The following is a 22,451-nucleotide window of genomic DNA, read 5'->3' as shown; positions in this document are numbered from 1 at the left end:
TCTTTATAGGCTAAATACAATATCATTTAATATCTTGACGCCAATGGCCTTATCAAGCATAGATTTTTCATTTAATACATTACAAGTAGCAACTAAACAGTTAGTTTCTTCAAACATCTGCTGCTGAAACCTGAAATAGGTTCCAGATCTTCTTTGGTATTCTATCGCGGGATAGAGTAAAACACCATGCTTACATTTCCAGAAAAGATTGTAAACAAACATTTGCTTAAGATCATCATCTGTAGGTGTAAAATCTGAAATTAGCTTCCACTTGGTATCAAGTACAATAGTTTCATCTCCTTTATCTATCACAATATCAGGCCTTATTGTCTTTGAGTAGGTCGAATCATTCATTTTCCAAAACCTTTGCATTTGCTGCCTTCTCACTTTCACATTTCCATTTGCAGCCTTCTGAAGTTTTCTAAAAATGTATTCCTCCCAAAGTTCATTCATGTCAAACAAAATGGCTATTACATCATTTGTACCACCAGTAATATCCGGACGGTAATTAAGCAACAACATCTTTGCTATTTCAATAGCCTCCTTATAACAAACACTTTTTCTGTCATATTTGATTTTTCTAAAAGAATCCGCAGATATAGCCAACCTGCTTAATTCAGGAAACTCAAGTAAAATCTTCCCCAACCTATTAATAAGGAAAGGGTTTGAGATCAATGATGGAATAATAAGCAGCGCTTCTTTAATAACCTGATTATATACATTTTGCCTATCATAAATCAGGTGTTGAACATAAAATTTCTCTTTATGAAGCATGTTAACAGAAAAATGCTTCGGAAAGTTAATTCTACCTTTTAATGTAGTTATATTTTCAGCATTGCATTTGTATTTTTTTATTAGTCCACGATGCAACAATATTTCTACTTCATTAAGAAACAACTCTACATAAATGTCAAGTATGGACTTTACTTTCAATTTCAAATTAGCTTTCTCAGCATTCTCAATTTTTAACAGATTACATTCTTGAAGCAATTGCAGTAGTATATTATGCCACTTCTTTTTTTCAGTATCAGAATCAAGATTTGCCTTATCTATTTTAGGCAAAATCTCAATAGTTAAATTACCGGCCTGGATTACCCCAACGTAATTAGAGAATTTGATACCGTTATGCAGCACTGTAAAGTATCTATTTTTGTATTTTTCATTATATCGAGATAAAGCTTTCCAATGTTTTTCCGCAAAACAGCCACCCTCACCAAAAAACAACTTCTGATGTTCAAAAACACGAATAATATTTTTATTACTGAACAGTTTCATCTTAATCTATGTAAATTGACTTGAATGATTCTGTTGTCCATCTGTCAGCAGTAATTATCGTATAAGAAATACCTTCTGCTAATTCCTCCTTATCTTCATACTCAAAGTTCTTTGGAAACTGCACACTATTCCGTTTCGACTCTACAAAAGCATTACCTAATACAAGCCCGATTTTTCCATAATCGTTATAGAAATACTCCTGAAGCAGAGGTATGATTTTATTTTTAAAAACAGCTTTCAGGTCATCTTCCGTCGATATGTCGATAAAATATGAATGACCAATCAAATGATCTGAACTCAACAAAGCCAAGACCCTTTCATTAATTTTTGCAAGCATTTGACTTAAATAAATATCACCTATTTGCTTTTCTTTTATTGGTTCAATAGTTGGTTGTATACTCTCGAAACTAAACCTTCTGCGAAGTGCCGTATCAAGTGCCTCAATACTTCTATCAGCAGTATTCATTGTTCCAATGATATACAAGTTTCCTGGCACGCCGAATAACTTTTGCGAGTAAGGAAGTACTACATCGGCGATTTCATTTTTTGCACCTAAACGCTTATCGTTTTCAATAAGAGTGATCAATTCACCGAAAACAGCCGAAACATTGCAACGATTAATTTCATCAAGAAACAGTACCATGATATTATTTTCCTTAACCGCTGTATTAAACCTTTTTACCCTATTCGCCTTAGTATCTTGCAAACATTCATCAAGATTTGCGTAACCAGCCAATTGACATGCTTTGTTGCAAGCCTTATAAAAGAGCCCCTTGCGTATTTCGTATTGAACTGAAGTGATACTTAATTCACTGTCTATCGTATCTCTCTCCGTCAATATAGGCTTTATACCTTCAATAAAGTCCTCATAAGAAAGACTTTGATGACAAGTGGCAAATATGTATTTTTTAACTTCTTGACTTTTGTTAGAAGGATTTCTGAACCTATCCCATTCTTCTACTAATTCAGGAAAGGACGCCTTGAATTCACTTTCATTATCTAATCGCCATATGGAATTTTTCTCTTTAAAGAAAATCAAGCTTCCGCCTAACCTATCTTGAAGCTGAACATTCTCACAATGTCTAACTGTATGGTTCTGCAACGTACTCCAAAGACGAGCATTAAAGCTTTTGATTGCACTATTATTAAATTTTGTCTTTATTAAAGGATGCTCTTTTAGTTGAGGAACAGTTGCTTGCTTTAAGTCCAACAGTGCAATAGCAACTAACTCCCACCAGGCGTACCCATCAACAAAGCTATCATAGTTAAGCGAATACAAGTCAGCTTTCTCTATCAGATCCCAGTCTTTGATTAGTTGCTGCAAAGCATAGGTTTTACCAGTTCCTGGTGGTCCAAAAAGGATTGTATTAAGATGCATAGAACTTCCATTAAAAGATTGCAATGGTTGGCTTGGATAACCAGTTTGATTTTTCTTAACAACAACACTGAAGTAAGGAGCGAAAATTAAACTATTTGCTAATTGAATATCAGCATCAGGGATAACAATAAAAGTAGAGTTATTATTGGGCGTCCACCACTTATTTTCACCTTCATATTTTTCTTCAGCGAACGCCAATTTCACTGACACAAATTTTCTTTGCATCCACCCTTCCTCTCCCAAATCTTCAAATTCACAAGGCTCAGCATTACCAACAACTTTCCCTATTAATACAAATCGCTGATTACCTCTTGACAAATAAAAGTAATCTCCAACTTTCATTTTATTAACAAAAGTGTCTCCCTGAGTTTCATAAGAAGTACCCTTCCCTTTCGTGTCCTTATGGACTGCTATAAGATTCCTTTCGATCAGGTAATTAAATGCGTCCTCACTTATATCCTTAGCACTCATTGATACTTTGTAAAAACACTCTTGCTGTTTTAGCAGAATTTCATCCTCTACATTTCCATTATAATCGCAAAAGAATACATCATAGACATTCATTAAAGTCAAGCTATCGGCATCATAAACGGCAGGCAAAGGATTTGCATCATTAATCAGGCGTAACGTATTATCTTTATTGGATCTACCCTTTCCAATATTGTCAGTATTATCTCTAAAATCATTTAATAGACTTCCATCAAAAAAATCAGGCAACTTGAAATGCCATTTAGCACTTTTCTTGTAAAAAATCAAATTCCGCGAAGCTATATCTGGCATCGATGCATGTAATTCAATGCTTCGGTAATTATTGGAGTCTGCATAAGTGGCAGGATTTAAGAGCATGTCCTCAGTAAAGAATTCATCAAAATTTAGTTTAAAAAATGCCTTTTTATATGGGCGCCGGGTAGTAAATACAATTAAATCAGCATCAAGAAAAAAAAATTTAAAAGCGGCAAACCATGCCCTATTCATATTATCTAGACTAACATTTGTTTTTTGGAAAAATAGATTTTGTTCATCCTCGCTCCAATGGTCTGCTTTCCATAATTCAACAGAGTTACCAGCGATCATAAATACATACACTGGCTCCCTATTAAAACTTTCAAATTGATTCAGTTCAGCAAAGTAGGACGTTCCCTTTTGAGCTTGGAAATAGGCGTTCTGAAATTGATCACCAGGATTTTGATTAACGTTAATTCTACCAAAAAAAAGAAACATTTTATCAGGGTTTTATTTTACACTAAATTAACTGAGTTACAAAAAATTTCAAATGCAATGCATTTAGAAACAATAAAACTTGAATTGAGAATCCTCCCTCAGCCATTTATCTTCACAAAGCTTCTCAGATTGGTAATCCTGGGACGAGCGTTTATATAAATTAAACCAAAAGCATCTCCAGCTTATTCTTCCATTTCTCCCAATCTGGCATAAGCGCTGTCTGCAACTGGAAAAACTGTGCAGTATGATGCTTATGGAGCAAGTGGCATAACTCATGAATCACCACATATTCAATACAAACCTTTGGTGCTTTAATCAGTTCCGGGTTCAGAATAATCTTTCCCTTTGCCGTACAACTCCCCCAACGGGTAGGCATTTCCTGTATAAACAGCCCTTCGGGCTGAACGCCATATTGTTCAAACCGTTGTATCCATGGTTCTGCAATCTCAGCAAACTTTTCCTTTGCACGATAACGATACCAGTTTTGCAATACTGTTTTTGCAGTTCCTTTGGCAGTATGATACACCTGAATTTCCTTTCCTGTAAACCTCACTTCATTTTTAGCCGCCACTTGTACCCGCAAACGATATTGCCGTCCCAGGTATAAGTGCGATTCACCTCCCCTGTATTGACGCTCAGGTGTTTTAGGATAAAAGCGCAGAAAATAACTTTGCTGTTTAAGTATCCAGCGGGCACGTTTCTCCAGCTTCTCTTCAATGCGTTCCTGTGGCGTACCCTCTGGTGCCTTCACCAATACATCCATTTCAGGTGTTACGGTAATACCTAATGTTTTACGCTTGCTGAATTCCAGTTGATAGGAAATCGCTTTTGAGCCATATTGCAATACCTGCATCATGCTTTGTACCTTGCTTTAGCAATACCCACACATAAATTAGCCAGCATATCTGCCTGCTCTATAGGCAGCCCAAGCTCATCAATCAGGTACTCTCCTATATAAAAATTCATTTTCCGTATCACATCCAGTTTATTTTGCCAGTCTACCACTAAATACTGCCGTATTATTCGGTCTGTAGCCACTGCAAAGGCAACACTTTTGTCAGCCGCCAGCTTTCCCTCTGCCAGACCCAGACGGTAAAAAGCAATCGCTTCCGCCTTATCTTTTAACGCCGCCGGCATATCTTCCGCGCCTTTATTGATAGCCTGCACCCGATAAATGCCTAACCTTTTTAAAGCTTCTGCTTCTGATATACGTTGTGCCCGCAAATCAGCAATCGTCTGCTGTATCAACTCAGACAGCTGTTTATAAAAAACCGGGTCTTCATCCATCCGTTCCGTAATATGTCGGGCAGTTCTGCTGGCAATGGTTTCTGCCTTTGCACGGTCGCCAATTATTTTTTCCAGCTCCCGTTCAAAAGCTTCTGCATCCAGTATACTCACCTGCTCAGTAACCCGTATTACTTCCTCCGTAGTTACATGCTGGTCCAGTAATTTTTGCAACTGCTTCTCATACCGGTTAAAATCTATTTTATCAGAATAAGTCTGGCTAACTGCATTACGCAACAGGGTAAAAAACTTTAACTGGTCTCTGTATCCATTCTTCTTATGTTCTGTAGTCGTATTTTCGAAATCGAGTGAAGAAAAGGCAAGCTTCAGACAACGGGAAAACTCGCTGAACTTTTCATAAAACAGATCCCGTATGGACTTGTCTGCCAGCAAACTGCTATAACTCACAATATCCTGCTTATTAGGAAGGGTTTTAAACAAATCATTCAATTCAGCCTGTACCTGCGGCAACCGGGCTATTTCCACCGTAATGTCTGTTACCGCTCCCTCCAGGTCAGCTGCTTCAAATTCAGCCAGGCTCGTATATACATTCATTGCCGCATCCAGCTCGCCCAGCACTCCTTCATAATCTATAATAAAACCCTGATCTTTACCCGCAGCCACCCGGTTAACACGTGCAATCGCTTGTAGCAACGTATGTTCTTTCAGCTTCCGGCATAAATACATAACTATTACACGAGGCTCATCAAAGCCGGTTAGCAGTTTATCTACTACTATCAATAGGTCAGGGTATGCGCTATCTTTAAATTGCTTGATAATAACAGATTCAAAATTCTTCCCGTATTTCGTTTCCATTTTTTTCCAGAAAGCCACCACTTCATCAGAAGCACTTTCATGAATATCCTCATACCCCTCCCGCATATCAGGCGGCGAAATGATCACCTCGCTGGTAACCTTGCCTATTAAATCAAAAGCTTTCTTGTATTTAATAGCCGTAGCCTTATCCGGTGTTACCACCATCCCTTTAAACCCACTTCTGTCACCGGTTGCATCTGCACCCCAGTTTTTAGAGAAGTGTTCGCTTATATCACGGGCAATTTCATTCACCCGCTGCTCTGTTTTGGCTATCAGGTTGGCACGACTGTATTTCTTTTTCAGGTCAGCTGTTTCATAAGGCGTAAGGTCTTCGGCCACATAGTTAAAGCCCCTGTCCAGCGCCTTCTGGTTTACATCCTGCACAGCATGCCGTCCTTCGTAAATAATGGGCACAATAGCCCCATCTTCTACCGCTTCCCGTATGGTATAAGCATCTATAATACCTCCAAATTTCTGTGCAGTACTCTTTTCCTTTTTCATCAACGGCGTGCCGGTAAAAGCCAGAAAGCAGGCATTGGGCAGCACCTTTTGCATCTTTACGTTAAAACTGCCATATTGAGTACGATGCCCCTCATCTATTAAAACAAAAATATCAGGCGAATCCAGGGGCGTTTGTCCCAGTTGCGCTACGGCCGCTTCAAACTTATTAATCACCGTCGTAATCACCGCATCGCTTTTACTTTGCAACAGCTCCGACAATTGCTTACCAGTGGTTGTGCGCTGTACAGGCACACCTGTGCGCCCAAAAGTTTCGGTAATCTGTGTATCCAGATCAACACGATCTGTCACCAACACAATCTTAGGGTTGCGCACCTCCTGATGAATACGACTTGCCAGCATAGCCATGGTAAGGCTTTTACCGCTACCCTGCGTATGCCATATTACACCGCCCTGTCGCTTGCCATCCACCTGTTCCTGTACTCGCTCTATAATTTTTTCAATGGCAAAAAACTGCTGATAACGGGCTATTTTCTTGTAGCGTCCTCCTTCAAAAAGTATGTAATTTTTAATCAACGGCAATAGCCTTTCCGCACGGCAAAGATGGTATAGGTAGCTATCCTGCACACTTACCTCCACGCCACCCGATACCCGTTGCTCCCATGCATCCATTTCGGCTGCACTGCGGGTAGTTGCTAATGCAGCACGCTCTTCCTTACGGACAGGTATGTTTAGTAGCTGTTTCAGGTTATTATCATCCTCCTTTTCCTCTTTCCAGCTTGCCCAGAATTCTGCTTTGGTATCAGTAGTGGCGTATTTGGCCTGCAAAGTTGCACAGGCCAGCAACAGTTGGCTGTAAGCATACAAAGAGCGAATACCATCTTCTGTCTGGTTACGTGTATGCTGAGAAATAGCCTGCCGCATAGGTTCCTTCATATCCGGCCGCTTACACTCAATCACCACCAGTGGTATACCATTTACAAACACTACAATGTCGGGCCGCAGTAAATCACGGCTACCAGTACGCATTACTTCATATTCTTCGGTAACATGATATACATTTCGTTCCGGATGCTTCCAATCTATATATTGAAGCGTATAGCTTTTCTTATCCCCCTCTATACTCTGCTCCAATGCCTTACCCAGCGTAATACAATCGTAGGCATATTGACTGGCATTCATATATCCTTCCTGCAAAGGTAGTTCTTTCAAAGCCCGGATGCCAGCTTCAATATTAGTATCACTAAAGGGAATCGCTTTATTTACACCTGCCGGTATCCCGTTAATAGCTTTTAACTGTTTTCGCAGCACCTCTTCCAGCAATACATTACTGGTTTTTCCACCCCGCGCTGCCAGCGCTTCTTCCGGGTTAAGATAAGTATATCCCAACCGCATCAGTAATTGTAAAGCGGGAAGTTGGGATGCATCGTTTTCGCGGAAGGATGGATAAGACATGGGCTGTATTTAAAGGTTTATATTTTTACTCTCACCTTGCCGGTAAGTAGTACTTGCATGAGTCCTTTCTTTTGTTGTTGTAAGGCTTCCAGGCGGCGGCGATGGATTTGAATTTCGTTGTCAGAAGTACTTAGCATTGCAGCAATAGCAGTCTGTTCTGGCAAGGTCGGCAAATCAAGCAAAATTCTTTTTAATTCAGTAGCGCTGATACTCGCCTGATTAACCGCTGGTTTCGCAAGGCTTTGAGCAACTTTTCTTGCAGCTTTTGAATTAAGCCAATAATAGATAAAGTTTCTATCAGCATTGTCATTTACCCTCAAAAGAAGTAAATTCATTCCATGATACAACGGTTTCTCATCCAAATAGATTGCCGTCTTTCCTATATGCGACAAACTATTTATGTGACTATAAAGTATATCGCCATACTTTAATCGATAATCTTCTTGATTTGCAAATTGCTCAGCATATCCAATCTTACTAAAATTTATAATTCCCGACGAAATCGTTTCAATTCTTGTTACAGGAATTCCTATTGTGTTTTCAGTATCATAGGTAACCCCATTCGTTATTTTAGCCAGCACATCTTCGAACTTAAAGGCTTTCCACTCATCCTTAAACCCCTTCAATCTCTTTTTCCCACTAAGCAACTGCTGCATCAAAGCACGATGCCGAATTTCCAAAGTTTTAATAAGCTGCTGTTCTTTTGCAATGGCTTTATCCCAGGTGGAAAGAATAGTGGCAATACGTTGTTGTTCGGGAAGTGGGGGAAGTGGAAAAGGAATATTAGCCATATATTCCCAATCAGAGCGTGGCATTTTTGAACCAAAAGAAACATTTGCCGCTTGAATAAAGCGGTGCATCTGGACCATTCTAAAGAGATACCTATTATCTAGTGTTTTCTTGTCTTTTGAAGTTAAAACCCATATTTCACTTGAACATACTCCATCAAAATCAGCAAGCCAATATTTTTGAAGATAAGGGCGCAATTTCCCAAAAAGAACCTGTCCCTTTTTAAAGGCATTTTTCACACTTGCCTGAGTGGATGATGAACACCATCCATTAATTATTCCTGTACGCTGCTCAAAATGTTCTAATTCTAAACAACATATATCTTCCTTCTTGTCTGGTGTATATTTATCCTTAACAATCATTAAAATATTATTCAATTCTTCCATTTCCCACCCGTCAGGAATCTCACTTAAAGAAGTTTTTTTAACGCCTAAATAATTCATAGTCCTGAATTTTACAATACCCATTTAAACATTTTAATCACAGATTACTCCTAAAGTTCTCAGCTATTTATCATTATTATTTTTTACCCCTTTCACCAGTTCATCTAACCCATCCTTCCACTCCGGCAATGATTTATCAAAATCACTGCGAAAAGCAGCGTCCTGCTCCTTTCTAAACTGTTCATACTCGTTTTCCGCCAGGCTGCGGGCTATTTCATGGCTTATCTTGCCGGCATCTTTCAATACAACATAGTCGTTAAACTGTAAAAACGCATCCAGCCGCCCTATCCAATCCTGCATAGCCATAGGTATTTGCCGCTTGGCCTAGTTTTCTGCGTAGTCCAGGTACATCGTCACTATCCTGTTTAGCTCATCCAGCTCTTCACCTGAAAGATAGTTTTTGGCAATGCTTACATCTGATTTCAGAATTTTCCCATTAGGGGCGTTTTTCCAGGTGGTTAAGCCCATATGCGGGCTGATTGCTCTGGCTCTTTCGGCCACTATTTCAGCAGCCGTTTTACCGGTGATGGCCCAATGTAGTTTATTCTGAACGGTTTTATAAAACGTTTGTGTAATAGAAGCCGAAGCATCGTAGTCTATGCTACATTGTGCATAGATATCTGTAATCTTCTGGTAAAAACGACGTTCACTGGCTCTGATTTCACGAATACGCTCCAGTAACTCATTAAAGTAATCCTTACCAAACTGTTTTCCCTGCTTCAAACGATCATCATCCAGCACAAAACCCTTGATAATAAACTCGCGTAATGTTTGGGTTGCCCAGATTCTAAACCGGGTGGCAGAAACACTGTTTACCCGATACCCTACAGAAATAATGGCATCCAGGTTATAAAAATCAATATTGCGGGTCACTTCTCTGCTACCTTCTTTTTGAACTATCCGGAAATTCCGGATAGTTGCCGCCTCCATAAGTTCAGCAGAAGCATAAATGTTCTTAAGATGCTCATTTACAGTCCGTACGTCTACCCCAAACAGCTCGGCCATCTTCTTTTGCGACAGCCAGAAAGTTTCTGCCTCAAAAAACACTTCAATATGACTATTCCCTTCCGCGGATGTATAAAAGAGGATTTCAAACTTTTCCATAGGCGCTTATTTTAATCCCAGCTCCTTTAAATATTTCGCCATTTCCTTTTCCACCGTAGCAAGCTCACTCTTCAACTGCTCAATTTCCTGCTGTGTTGCCGCAATGTCAATCTCAGCTTCCTCTTCAAAAGTGTCCACATAGCGGGGAATATTGAGATTATAATCGTTTCCGGCTATCTCCTCCTGTGTAGCTACGTAGCTGTATTTTTCCTCAGCTACGCCTGCCGGCAGCTTGCCTTTGGTAAAACGTTCATAGGTTTTTACAATATCTGCAATATCCTGTTCCCTTAGCTTGTTCTGGTTCTTTCCGCTTTCATAACGCTGGCTGGCATCTATAAACAAAACATCTGTGCGTTTTTTTCTCCCTTTATTAAAAAGGAGGATAGCAGCCGGGATACCAGTACCGAAAAACAGATTAGCAGGTAGCCCTATAACAGCATCCAAAAAGTTTTCTTCAATCAGTTTTTGACGAATTTTCCCTTCACTGCTTCCCCTGAAAAGTACCCCATGGGGTACTACTACTCCCACTTTGCCATGTCCGTCATAGGCCACTTCAATCATATGGCTGATAAACGCCCAGTCACCTTTACTTTTAGGAGGCACCCCACGCCAGAAACGCTGATAAGGGTCAGCAGCTGCCTTATACCCACTTTGCGGCTGCCCGCCTGCGCTTTTATCGTCTTTTTGGGTATCATCAGCACCCCATTTATCCAATGAGAACGGCGGATTGGCTACCACCACATCAAACTTCATCAGCTGATCTTTCTCTTTTAGCTTGGGATTACGAATAGTATCGCCCCAGCGGATAACAGCACCATCAAAGCCGTGCAAAAACATATTTTGTACCGCCAGCGCCCAGGTACTACCATTGGCTTCCTGTCCATATAACGATACATTGCCAGAACCTACTTCACGCCCCGCCTTAATAAGCATAGAAGCCGAACCGCAGGTAGGATCACAGATGCGCGCCCCTTCAGGCGCTTTGGTCAGCTTTGCCACAAGGGTGGAAACCATCGCAGGTGTGTAAAACTCCCCTGCCTTTTTTCCGGCATCGGAAGCAAAATGGCCAATCAAATATTCATAGGCATCTCCAATAACATCATTGTGCTCCAGGTGTGAAGGGCTAAGATCCAATTCGCTGAAATCAATCAACAGATTCTTAAGCCGGGCATTTTTATCCTTTACATCTCCCAGGTTACTACTATTAAAATCAATATTTCTGAAAATACCCGTTCCATCTTCGCTAAAAAGCTTTTCCCGGTTGGCTTCTTCCAAATCATTCAAAGCAGTATTAATCAGCTCGCCAATATTGGCTGCTGCTCTGTGCTCATACAGGTAATGGAAACTACTTTGATCTGGTAATAAAAAACGCTCGCTTTTCATAGCCCGGTCAATACGTCCCTTATCACCTTTATATTTTGCATGGTATCCCTGATAGATATCCGCATGCACATCACTCACATACTTTAGAAAAAGCATGGTAAGTATATAATCTTTATACTGGCTGGGATCAATCAAACCTCGAAAGGTGTCGCAGGCCTTCCAAACAATCCGGTTAATGTCTTCCGCGCTGATCAGCTTCTGTGTCATTCTACGTTATACTATTTCTTAATATAATACGCCAAGGTACTAAAGGCTGTATATTTTAGCAAACAGGTGTTATTGTATTAACAGCCCTAGATGTTTTCTACGCTATAAAGCATTCTGGTGGCAACAATCAGAATTGCGTATCATTTTATCGTCTTATCAACTGGTGTTATGGCAAAAATCTATACCGTAAATCCAAATGAACTGGTTTATATAGCAATTAGCCTTATAAGAAAAGTATAGGATTGTAATATAATTACCCTTGCAAACAGAGCTCAAAATGCGTTAACTATCAACAAGTTGCACTAAACTCATTAGAAGCCACAATTTTTAGAAATAACAATACCGGAATCAGGGGTTCAATTCCAGCCCCCTCAGCTCCACAGAGAAAGCCTTAGCAGAAATGCTGAGGCTTTTTTATTGCCCCTCTTTCTCTCCCAACATCTGGAAAAATTGATTATATATGTGTAATTTTTCCGCGCACTGCATCTCAACTATAAACCCATACCACATTACCATGAAATCAGCATTCTTCGCCTTTATTCTTGTATTATGTACAAAAGCCACCTGCAGCCAGCAATTTCACCCGGATGGATCAATGGTTATAAAAGCAGTAGCAACAGATAAGCAATATGGCTATGGCAATACCAGTAAATATGCTATTAAAGTAGGTAAAATAGAAAACCAGACAACTTATCTGATGGCCTTACGGGGGCCAGCCGGAGAACAACTACAGTGGAACCGGAGAGGTAGCTGCTGCGCTTTTGAATGTAAAACCGCAACATTTGGTAGTGGCCTGCTGGATAAATATGAGGTAACCTACGAAGGTTTATCAGCGCCCATTATATTATATCTGAATGGCTATGAGTTTGACGAAAACGTGCAGGCGCCAGCTGGCTTTACTTTTTTATCAGCGGATAAAATTGAAAAGCCGTACGAATTTTCTGCAGACAGTATTTACAAAACAGAGTTGTGTAACAGCAATGAAATATATTGCCCGGGTTCCATTTCGCTGAAAGAAGTTACCGGCAAACTGGAAAAACCCGATAGCATAGCCCGATGCATAGACTTATCGATGCTGTACCTGTACTTTCAAGCACATCCACTTACAGACGCCAGAGCTTCCGGCACGAGATTTAAAGTAAGTATAGGAATGGTTATCAACTGTAAGGGAGAAGCCGGCAATTTTTTTATAACCTCCAGACGCAGGGGTTCAGATTATATTACCCTGAGTAATCAGGTATTAAAAACAGCTAATGACATGAATAGAAAAGTGTGGTCTCCGGCACTGAAAAACGGCAAAGCGGTAGATTCCTACCAGGAAATAGATTTTACCGTATCGGATGGCAATTTTCAGAAAATTACCCCCGCAGACAGGTAAAACATACCTGCCATAGCAGCATCGCCCCAATACTATAATTGAATTGCCAGTACTCAACCTGTTATCCTGATCGCTAACCGCTTCCCGGATAACAGGTTTAGCTTTTACTGCCTGTGATGTATTGTTCATCCAGGTAGCAGCCTGAATCAGAACACGCCGTTTCATACAAGTCTATAGCATACAAAAGTAGATGATGCCGATAAGGCGAAGACAATGGAACCTCGCAGGGATGAATTATCAAACGTGCTTTCCCAGATAATACTGGTATCCGGAGGCGCTATTTACCAGCAATAGACAACTTACTTCATGCACCGCATTCATGTGGTAATTCTAAAACGACACGGAAAGCCAATTTACCGGTCATCAGGAAATACTACCGCTCAGCCCATAAGCAAGTACTATGCCTTACATAGTACCTACCTTTATGATGTAATAAATAACAACAAGTACTTAAAAACATTAAAAATACAATTATGAAAAAGTTCATCATCGCCGCCATCACCGTTTTCGCTATCACTTCAAGCGCTTTTGCAGCCGGAAACAACGACAAAACAATGAATTTATTTAAAGCCACTTATCCGGAAGCTACCCAGGTGCATTATAAAACCGTAGGAGACCTGGTAAGTGTTCGCTTTTTGCTGGACAAAACCAAAATGGAGGCCTTTTACAATGAAGAAGGCGAGCAGGTAGCCATCAGCAAGACTATCAACTATCAAAATCTGCCTGCGCCAGCCATCAGAAACATAGAAAAGAAATTTGCAGGCTATACAACCACCGAAGTAATTGAGATGGACCACAACACCGCCGGTACATCTTACTATGTATCGCTTGTAAATAATGAAAAGAAGGTAATTGCACAGGTGAGCCTGAACGGAGAGGTGTCTGTATTCCGCAAATCAGCCAGATAACGTTTTTATTTCTATATCTAAATACTTAAAGAGTAAAGCCTTCCGTTATCGGAGGGCTTTTTGTTTTACTTACCGCCGGGCAAATAAACGCGGATGCCGGCCGCCGGCAAAGTACCTTTTTTGCAAACCGGCACTGCTGCTTTATACCCCATGGAGCCACAGTGGAGATCATCTCCACATATGTGGGGTTCAGTTTAGCGGCTGTGGGGATCATCCTCACATATGTGGCGATCAGTTTAGCAGCTGTGGGGATCATCCCCACATATGTGGCGATCAGTTTTACAGCAGTGGGGATCATCCCCACATATGTGGCGTTCAGTTTAGCAGCTGTGGGGATCATCCCCACATATGTGGCGATCAGTTTAGCAGCTGTGGGGATCATCCCCACATATGTGGCGATCAGTTTTACAGCTGTGGGGATCATCCCCACATATGTGGCGTTCAGTTTAGCAGCTGTGGGGATCATCCCCACATATGTGGCGATCAGTTTAGCAGCTGTGGGGACCATCCCCACATATGTGGCGTTCAGTTTAGCAGCTGTGGGGATCATCACTACACCTGTTTCGGCGGGTTTACAGCTGTAGCGATCATCGCTACATATGTAAAACTCATCCGTACAGCTATCCCGTTCACCGGCATATATGTGCGGATGAACGGGATAGCAGTACCACTGAATGGGATATATGTGCGGGTGGGTGGTGTATATAGATGGCTCATCCGTATATATATGCCGATCATCTGCAGTGCTATCCCACTCATCGGCATAGTACTACGGATGCCCCGCATGTCTATACCACTCACCGCAAGCAGTTGCTCCGTTCAACGGAGTGACAATTTATTCGGTGGTGCAGTTGCTCTACCCAACGGAGCGGACAATTTACTAAACGGTGCGGACGCTCCGTTGATTTGAATTTACCCGCACCTTACTCTTTTTTGAAATACATTAATCCGCTGTTACACCAACATTCACTTTTTTAACGGTAGCGCTCATTTTACCTCCGGTATAACAGACGACTTTTGCTAAAGCCACCTGTTAAAGTACAAACCCGGCAATGTGCAGCACCCTATTTTACCGCAATTCCCAAACGCAGCCTCCAGGCAATACGGATGGAATACCCCGCCAAACAGGTTGTCAACGTATCATAACCGTTGTACTGCTGTATATATCTATTATTGCATATTTTTACAGCAACTCAACTTTAAACCTCTTATGAAGCAGACTCTCTGCCTTGCACTACTGTGTCTTTTGTGTATCAGTACCGTTAAATCTCAGAATGATTATGCCCGGGTATGGGAAGCATTAAACAAAAGCAACCATTTCCAGGCTAATTCCATTATGGAAACGGCTATAAAAAACAAAACAGCCTCTCCCGACCTGTTTATTACCTATCTCTTACTTCAGGCCTACAACGGCAAAGACAAGGATGTAGATAATTTTGAAACAGAATTTTACAATAAAGCAGAAAACCCATATCCATACGTATATGCATTGTGGTTTAACAATGCAGTTTTGGGTGACTATGGTAAAAAAACAGCCACTCAGCTGCATTTGCTGGAAAAATTGATGACAGATGGAAAGGCACACGGCTCGCTGGTTGCCGCCTCCCATTATCAGAAAGGACACCATCTGGTGCGTACCAAAAAGTTTGCCGATGCCGTAGCAGAACATGGGCGTATAGGCTCTGTTGCCAACTGGCAGTATGTAGGGCCTTTCGAAAATCTGTCGCGCAGTGGTTTTTACAAAAACTACGGTCCTTTGGCGCATCCTGAACCAGATGCTCAGTTTGCTTCTATTACCAATGCAAAAATTAAATGGTTTACACCCGCAAGAGAATGTGGCGATGGCTGGACGCCGTTCTGCTACCAGATAAACAGACAAACGGCCACTGCCTATGCACAAACTTTTGTAGAAGCAAAAGACGAACAGGATGTGTTATGTAACATTGGCGCCACAGGTGCTATAAAGGTGTGGATTAACGATGCGCTGGTACTATCTGAGTATAAAGAGCGTGTTACCGAAATGGATGCTTATACAGTTAAATGCCACCTGAACAAAGGTAACAACCGGGTGCTGGTACAGTTAAGCTATACCTCTACCAGCTTTCCCAATTTCATGCTGCGGTTTACAGATGATAAATACGTAAGCCTTCCCGGCTTAGCAGGCAGTAATGTATATAAGCCTTACACAACAGCCACCGTTAAACAGCCCGAACTGATTCCGCACTTTGCAGAAACCTTCTTTATTAATAAAATAGCTGCCGACTCTAACAACCTGGTAAACTACGTTATGCTGTCTAACGTGTATATGCGTAACAAAAAAACACTGGAAGCCAGGCATATTATTGAGGCAGCCATGCAAAAAGAACCCGGCAACTCGGTATTGCGCGAGAAACTGATAGAAGTACTGATAGAGGAAGAAAACCGCAGCCTGATGCTGGAAGAGGTAGAAAAGCTGAAGAAGGCCGATCCCGAAAGTTTTATTGCCATGGAACTGGATATTAAAAACGACATCTCTAATGAAAAGTATGAAGATGCGGCGAAAAAAATAGCCAGGCGGGAAGCTATTTACGGCGAAGATGAAAGCTCTTTAACCCAACGGCTATCGCTGCTGGTACATGAAAAAAAGTATGAAGAGCTGGTAAGCATGGTGGAAAAAAGCTATAAAAAGTATCCTGAAATGGAATCTCTGATTCCGATAATGTACTCGCTGAAAAGAGAGGTATACAAGGATAACAAGGCTGCTTTAAAAGTGTATGAAAACTACCTGAAAGACAACCACAGCTATAATATCATCAGCAAGTATGCAGATGCATTGCAGGAACTGGGCTATGCCGATAAAGCCCTGGACCTCAAACTAACTCTGGCTAAGAATTTCCCGTACGACCCCACCATGTTTTCTTCTGTAGCACGATACTATTACGGCGCACAGCAATACGAAAAGGCCGATCAGTTTGTAAAAAAGGCACTGGAATTATCGCCTTACAGCGAGTATTATCAGGAATTACAAGGTGATATTAAAAGTGAAATGCAACAGAAGCAGGAGGCTTTTGTGGCGTACCAGTTATCATTACAGTACGATCCTAACCAGTACGATGTTATTAACAAACAGAGAAAGCTGGATGGCAAGCCCGAATCGTTTACCCTGTTTACAGAAGGTAAAGTAGAGGACATTATTAAAAACGACAAGCCCTCCGAAGCAAAAAATACAGATTACGGCTATTACATTATGCACGATGAAAAGAACGTAATTGTACATCCGGGTGGCGCTACAGAGGAATACTCCCTGTACATGATTAAGATTACCAATGAAAAAGGCATCAGTCAATATAAAGAATCAAGCATTGGCGCATCCCGCCACCAGGAGCTGCTGATTGAGAAAGCCGAAATAGTAAAGCCATCAGGAGCTATTGTAAAAGGAGAGCGCAATGAAAACGAAATAGTATTTACCAACCTGGAAGTAGGTGATGTACTGGTGTTTAAATACCGCCTGCAAAGCTATGTATATGGCCACTTTGCACACGACTACTGGTCTACCTACGCCTTTGGCGGCAAAATATACAAGGCGTTTACCAGATACAACATTCTGATGCCTGCCAAACAAACGCTGCACTACACCATGATTAATAGTACGCTGCAGCCCGAAATAAGCAACGTAGAGAACTTTAAACAGTATACCTGGGTATTAAAAGCACCTGCGCCTTTAGAGGATGAACCATTAATGCCTGTAAGCAGCGATCTGGCGCCGGTATTACACCTTTCTACCCTTCATTCATGGAATAATATTGCCAGCTGGTATCAGGATTTAACTACCACTACCACAGAAGAAGACTATGAAATTACCTCCCTCTTTAAAACACTGTTGCCGGCCGAAAAACGCAGTAAGCTAAGCCAGTTTAAACAGGCGCAGATTATTTACAACTACATCGAAAAAAACATCAGATACAGCTCTGTTTCTTTCAGACAAAGTGCTTTTGTACCACAAAGAGCATCTATAACACTGAATACAAGGCTGGGCGATTGTAAAGACTTGTCTAACCTGTTTGTTACCCTGTGCCGCATGGCAGGTATTGAAAGCCGCATGGTGCTGGTAGATACCAGAAACAACGGCGAAAAAGACATGATGTTACCTTCTATTGGTTTTAACCACTGTATTGCAAAGGTAAAACTGGATAATAAAGACTATTATGTAGAACTTACAGATAACTATTTGCCGTTTGCCAGTTTACCTAACAGTTTACCCGGTGCACAGATACTGGAAATTCCCGCAGGTAAAACAGTAGATAGCGCCGACCTGAAATACTTAACAACCCCTAACCGTACTAAAGAAGTACTGAGAAGAACCATAGAGTTAAAACCGGATGGCGCGGATATGCAGGTAACGGTAAAAGCAGCTATGTATGGCCACCTTTCTTCCGGCGTACGTGAAAACTACCTGAACCTGGATAGCGAAAAGCAACGTATAGAAATAGAAAAAGCAGTTGTTTCTGATTACAAAAACAATGTAAAAGTGGCGAATGTGCAGTTTCAGCAGCTGGATCAGCTAAGCGACTCTGCCACTTACCAGTACAGCTATAAAGTAAAAGACGAAATAGCAGAAATAGGCAGTATGCAAACTTTCCGCATTACTTATCCTGACAAAGTAGCCACTTTAAACTATTTAACTTCCGATACCCGCCTGTATCCTGTTGATTACAGAAATTATGAAGATGCCGATACGTACGAAACAACTGTAATTGTTACAGCACCACAGGGCAAAACAATTATTGAGTTACCCAACAGTGAAAATCTTTCATTTAAAGGCATGACGTATACGCTTACTTACAAACTGGCTTCACCATCAAAACTGGTGGTAAAAAGAACGTTTAACAGCGAACGTAAAACCATTGCAGCAGAAGATTACAGTGCTTTCAAAACCTTCTTCGAAAAAATTGTAAAAGCAGAACAAAAAATGATTGCCTTTAAATAGAGGCGTAGTGAATGCCCATTACAGAGAAAGCCGCGCAGCAATGTGTGGCTTTCTTATTTTATACCCGCCCCTGGCCTTAAAATTCCCCTTTTAATTGTACAATTGCAGCAGATCAAACCTAAATCAGCCAATATGGAATGGGTAGTTGTGATAGTTATCGGCCTTATCGCTTTACTTATTTACACCAGTATAGCTAAGAAAAACCTGCTGAAACAAATGGAGCAGGAAGGTTACGATGTAACCAACAGAATTGAAAATATCAGATACCTTTCCGGCCATCCTGACATTGACAACGGGATTTTGTTTTCCAGCCTGTTTAAAAGAGGCGACTTTTTATACATTATGCAAGCCACTTATGCCTTAAAGTGGCAATACAAGTTTTCAGGTAGTATTCCTTTGAGTGATATTACCAATATTACGCTGATGGACGAATCGTACACTACCTCCGAATGGGTAACCAGACCGGATTATTTTAACAGAAATCAAACCCGTACTGTGCAGGAGAATACCAGGCACGAAGCAGCCCGGTTAAGAATATCCTGGCGGGATGGACGCTTTTTGCACCAAACTACATTTGCCTACCGTGGTTACAACGCAATCAACAAAGCCACCAAAGCCCGGAACATCCTTATCAGACATATACAACAACCTGCCTGATGCAACGGCTCAGGCAAGCATTTCAAAGCCATACTTAGCCGTACTCCAAAACGCATCTAAAGCTATAATGCGGGGTTTTAAAAAGGAAATGATGGCTGCCCAGTCTTCCTGGCGGTGAATATTTACCCCAGGCAATGTTTTGCTGATGCTGCTGACTATTTTACCATAATCATCCGGAGCAGCCTCCTGCCAGTTCCACTCCTCCCCCTCCAGTGCACTATGCAGCATGGCTTTTAATTGTACAAACTGCTGATAGTGCAGCTGCTGCAAACGCAGATCGGCCTGCGACAGCAAAATAGAAATAACCGCCCGCGAACGGTCCACGTCCATTTTAAATTGTATACCCGATACCCCTGTTTTATAATTTACCCAGCTAACCGGTTCACCATCTGCCGACAGCACCGGCTGCATGTATTTTCCGAAAGCCGTCCAGAAAGCCTGCTTTTGCCGGGATGCTTCCTCTTTTGTGTACATACGCTACCCTCCCCCTTATTCAAAAAGGCGAAAGATACACTAACAAACTTTTTGCACAATATTTGAATACCTTTGCCATACTTACTTACTTTTTATTCATCCACTACAATGCCGGTTTACAATCAGTCACGCAGCAGAATTGTACAAATTATTTTCCTCGCCGTTTTTGTCATCATACTGGGGCAATTACTGCATTTACAGTTGTTTTCCTCCAACTACCGTATGCAGGCAGAAAGCAACGCGCGTTACCGCAAGGTAATTTATCCTGACAGAGGCCTGGTGTACGACCGTAAACACAAAGCCGTACTGGGCAACACCATTATGTACGATCTGGTGGTTACCCCAGGCGAAATAAAAGGTACAGACACCTTTGCCATGTGTAAAATACTGGGCATTGATACCGCCGAGTTTAAAAAACGCATTGTTACCGCCATTATAAAAAACAGCAGAAACAAACCCAGCGTGTTTGAACCCCTGCTTACGCCGGAGCTGTATGCCAAACTGAACGAGAATATGTATAAGTTCAGGGGCTTTGTACTGTCTGACCGCCCGGTAAGAGATTACCCCTACGCTGCTGCTGCCAACATTCTGGGCTATCTGGGTGAAGTGGATACCGGTTTTCTGAGAAGACATAAAGAAGATGGCTATGAAATGGGCGATTATGCAGGCATGACCGGCCTGGAACGCACCTACGAAAAAGTGCTGATGGGCCAGCGTGGTATCAACTACCTTACCCGCGACAACCTAAGCCGTATTCAGGGTCCGTATGAAAACGGGAACTATGATACTGCCGCCATTGCCGGTAAAAGCCTGTACTCCAGCCTGGATATAGAACTGCAGGAACTGGGCGAGAAACTGATGGGCAATAAAGTGGGCAGTATAGTGGCAATTGACCCGCGTACCGGAGGCATACTGGCCATGGTAAGCAGCCCCACTTATAACCCCAACCTGCTTACGGGCAGCCAACGCAGAAAACACTTTTCAGAACTGTATACCGATCCCCGCCTGCCGCTGATTAACCGCGCAGTAAACGGTATGTACTCCCCGGGCTCTACCTTTAAAACCGTAGTGGGTATTATAGGCTTAACCGAAGAAGTAATTGACCCCAGCTTTACCATTAGCTGTAGCGGCGCTTTTTATGGTTGCGGCACAGGTAAACCCAAATGTTTGGATAAAGGTACTTTTGACCTGAGAGGTGCTATTGCGGTGAGTGATAACAGCTATTTTGCCACCGTTTTTAAACGCCTGATTGATCAGCCACGCTATGGCACGGCAGACAGCTCGCTCAGCGTATTTAACAGGTATGCTTACTCATTAGGCCTGGGCAAAAGGCTGGGTATTGATATTCCGTCTGAAAAACCTGGCAACATACCCACACCTGCTTACTACAGAAAAATATTCGGCCCACGCTGGGTATCCTGTAACATTATATCTAACGCCATTGGACAGGGTGAGGTACAAACCACAGTAGCTCAGCTGGCGAATGTGATGACGCTGATTGCCAACAAAGGCTGGTACTATACGCCCCACCTGATTGACAGTATTGAAAGCGGCGACCAGTACCACCTGCTGGAAAATTATAAACAAAAACACACCATACCCCATATTACAGCTGATGCCTTTAATGCCATACACGATGGCATGCAAGGTGTAATGGATTATGGTACCGGCCGCTGGGCACAGGTACCCGGTGTAGTGGTATGTGGTAAAACAGGTACGGTAGAAAACTACCTGCGCGGCGTAAAACAAAAAGACCACGCCTTCTTTGGCGCCTTTGCCCCCCGCGATAACCCACGCATAGCCATTGCAGTAATGTGTGAAAATGCCGGCTTCGGTTCTACCTCTGCCGCCCCTATTGCCAGCCTGATGATAGAAAAATATCTGAACGACTCTATCGGTGGCAAAGAGCGCAAGGCTAAAGTGGAAGAGATAGCTAAAATGAACCTTATACCGGAAAGGATGCGCAGGGCTATGGACAGCCTAAACCGCCTGCACCGCACAAAAGATAGCATTGCACGCAACCGCGACAGCCTGAAAAACCTGCGGCTGCAAAAGGAAATGAACGATACGCTTACACTGGAAGACCCTAACGAAATGGATTCCGGCAACATTAAAGAAGCACCAGCCGAAAGCCCGGCAAAAAGAGATTCTATGCCTAAAAAAGTGCAGCCTAAATCACCAGCCGTACTACCTCCCGACCAACGGAAACCAGTACCCGCTGTTAAGCCACGCACTACTTAAAAAAGATTTTTTA

Annotated in this window: 13 protein-coding genes and 1 pseudogene; 5 read left to right on the top strand and 9 right to left on the bottom strand. The window is 41.9% G+C overall.

Going from position 1 to position 22,451, the window contains the following annotated elements; all coding sequences use genetic code 11:
- Positions 1-3: 3 nt before the first annotated feature.
- From IEY13_RS03060 to IEY13_RS03030, 7 genes and pseudogenes are all read right to left on the bottom strand, one after another.
- Positions 4-1,275 carry an McrC family protein gene (locus tag IEY13_RS03060; protein WP_188950482.1) on the bottom strand — a complete coding sequence of 424 codons (1,272 nt, stop codon included), beginning with the start codon at positions 1,273-1,275 and terminating at the stop codon, positions 4-6.
- Between the two features lies 1 nt (position 1,276).
- Entirely contained in the window at positions 1,277-3,874 is a 2,598-nt protein-coding gene (locus IEY13_RS03055; RefSeq protein ID WP_229687697.1) for an AAA family ATPase, read from the bottom strand.
- Positions 3,875-4,034: 160 nt separating this feature from the next.
- Positions 4,035-4,730, bottom strand: a complete 696-nt coding sequence (locus IEY13_RS03050; protein WP_188950481.1) for a M48 family metallopeptidase — start codon at positions 4,728-4,730, stop codon at positions 4,035-4,037.
- Positions 4,727-7,888, bottom strand: a complete 3,162-nt coding sequence (locus IEY13_RS03045; RefSeq protein ID WP_188950480.1) for a type I restriction endonuclease subunit R — start codon at positions 7,886-7,888, stop codon at positions 4,727-4,729. The genes IEY13_RS03050 and IEY13_RS03045 overlap by 4 nt, the downstream gene beginning before the upstream one ends.
- 17 nt (positions 7,889-7,905) lie before the next feature.
- A complete protein-coding gene (locus IEY13_RS03040; protein WP_188950479.1) occupies positions 7,906-9,120 on the bottom strand; it encodes a restriction endonuclease subunit S in 1,215 nt (404 codons plus the stop codon).
- Between the two features lie 63 nt (positions 9,121-9,183).
- Positions 9,184-10,050: pseudogene (locus tag IEY13_RS03035) on the bottom strand (virulence RhuM family protein).
- 180 nt (positions 10,051-10,230) lie between these two features.
- A complete protein-coding gene (locus tag IEY13_RS03030) occupies positions 10,231-11,814 on the bottom strand; it encodes a type I restriction-modification system subunit M (RefSeq protein ID WP_188950478.1) in 1,584 nt (527 codons plus the stop codon).
- Between the two features lie 514 nt (positions 11,815-12,328).
- Here IEY13_RS03030 and IEY13_RS03025 point away from each other — a divergent pair.
- Complete coding sequence (locus tag IEY13_RS03025; RefSeq protein ID WP_188950477.1) at positions 12,329-13,192, top strand: hypothetical protein; 864 nt, start codon at positions 12,329-12,331, stop codon at positions 13,190-13,192.
- 473 nt (positions 13,193-13,665) lie between these two features.
- Positions 13,666-14,100 carry a hypothetical protein gene (locus IEY13_RS03020; RefSeq protein ID WP_188950476.1) on the top strand — a complete coding sequence of 145 codons (435 nt, stop codon included), beginning with the start codon at positions 13,666-13,668 and terminating at the stop codon, positions 14,098-14,100.
- 25 nt (positions 14,101-14,125) lie between these two features.
- On the opposite strand, the gene IEY13_RS03015 is transcribed toward IEY13_RS03020, so the two are convergent.
- Complete coding sequence (locus tag IEY13_RS03015) at positions 14,126-14,650, bottom strand: hypothetical protein (protein WP_188950475.1); 525 nt, start codon at positions 14,648-14,650, stop codon at positions 14,126-14,128.
- Positions 14,651-15,310: 660 nt separating this feature from the next.
- Between IEY13_RS03015 and IEY13_RS03010 the strand changes: the two genes are divergently transcribed.
- Positions 15,311-19,066, top strand: a complete 3,756-nt coding sequence (locus IEY13_RS03010) for a transglutaminase domain-containing protein (RefSeq protein ID WP_188950474.1) — start codon at positions 15,311-15,313, stop codon at positions 19,064-19,066.
- 132 nt (positions 19,067-19,198) lie between these two features.
- Positions 19,199-19,723 (top strand): hypothetical protein, encoded by a 525-nt coding sequence (locus IEY13_RS03005; RefSeq protein WP_188950473.1) that lies wholly within the window; start codon positions 19,199-19,201, stop codon positions 19,721-19,723.
- 9 nt (positions 19,724-19,732) lie between these two features.
- Here the strand turns inward: IEY13_RS03005 and IEY13_RS03000 are convergent, their stop codons facing one another.
- A complete protein-coding gene (locus IEY13_RS03000; RefSeq protein WP_188950472.1) occupies positions 19,733-20,197 on the bottom strand; it encodes a DUF4268 domain-containing protein in 465 nt (154 codons plus the stop codon).
- A 108-nt stretch (positions 20,198-20,305) separates the two neighbouring features.
- Between IEY13_RS03000 and mrdA the strand changes: the two genes are divergently transcribed.
- A complete protein-coding gene (gene mrdA / locus IEY13_RS02995; RefSeq protein ID WP_188950471.1) occupies positions 20,306-22,438 on the top strand; it encodes a penicillin-binding protein 2 in 2,133 nt (710 codons plus the stop codon).
- Positions 22,439-22,451 lie beyond the last annotated feature (13 nt).

The sequence above is a fragment of the Filimonas zeae genome, assembly GCF_014641615.1.
Lineage (GTDB): Bacteria > Bacteroidota > Bacteroidia > Chitinophagales > Chitinophagaceae > Filimonas > Filimonas zeae.
The sequence above is the reverse complement of the archived record's forward strand: the minus strand, read 5'-3'. Positions and strand labels throughout refer to the sequence as shown.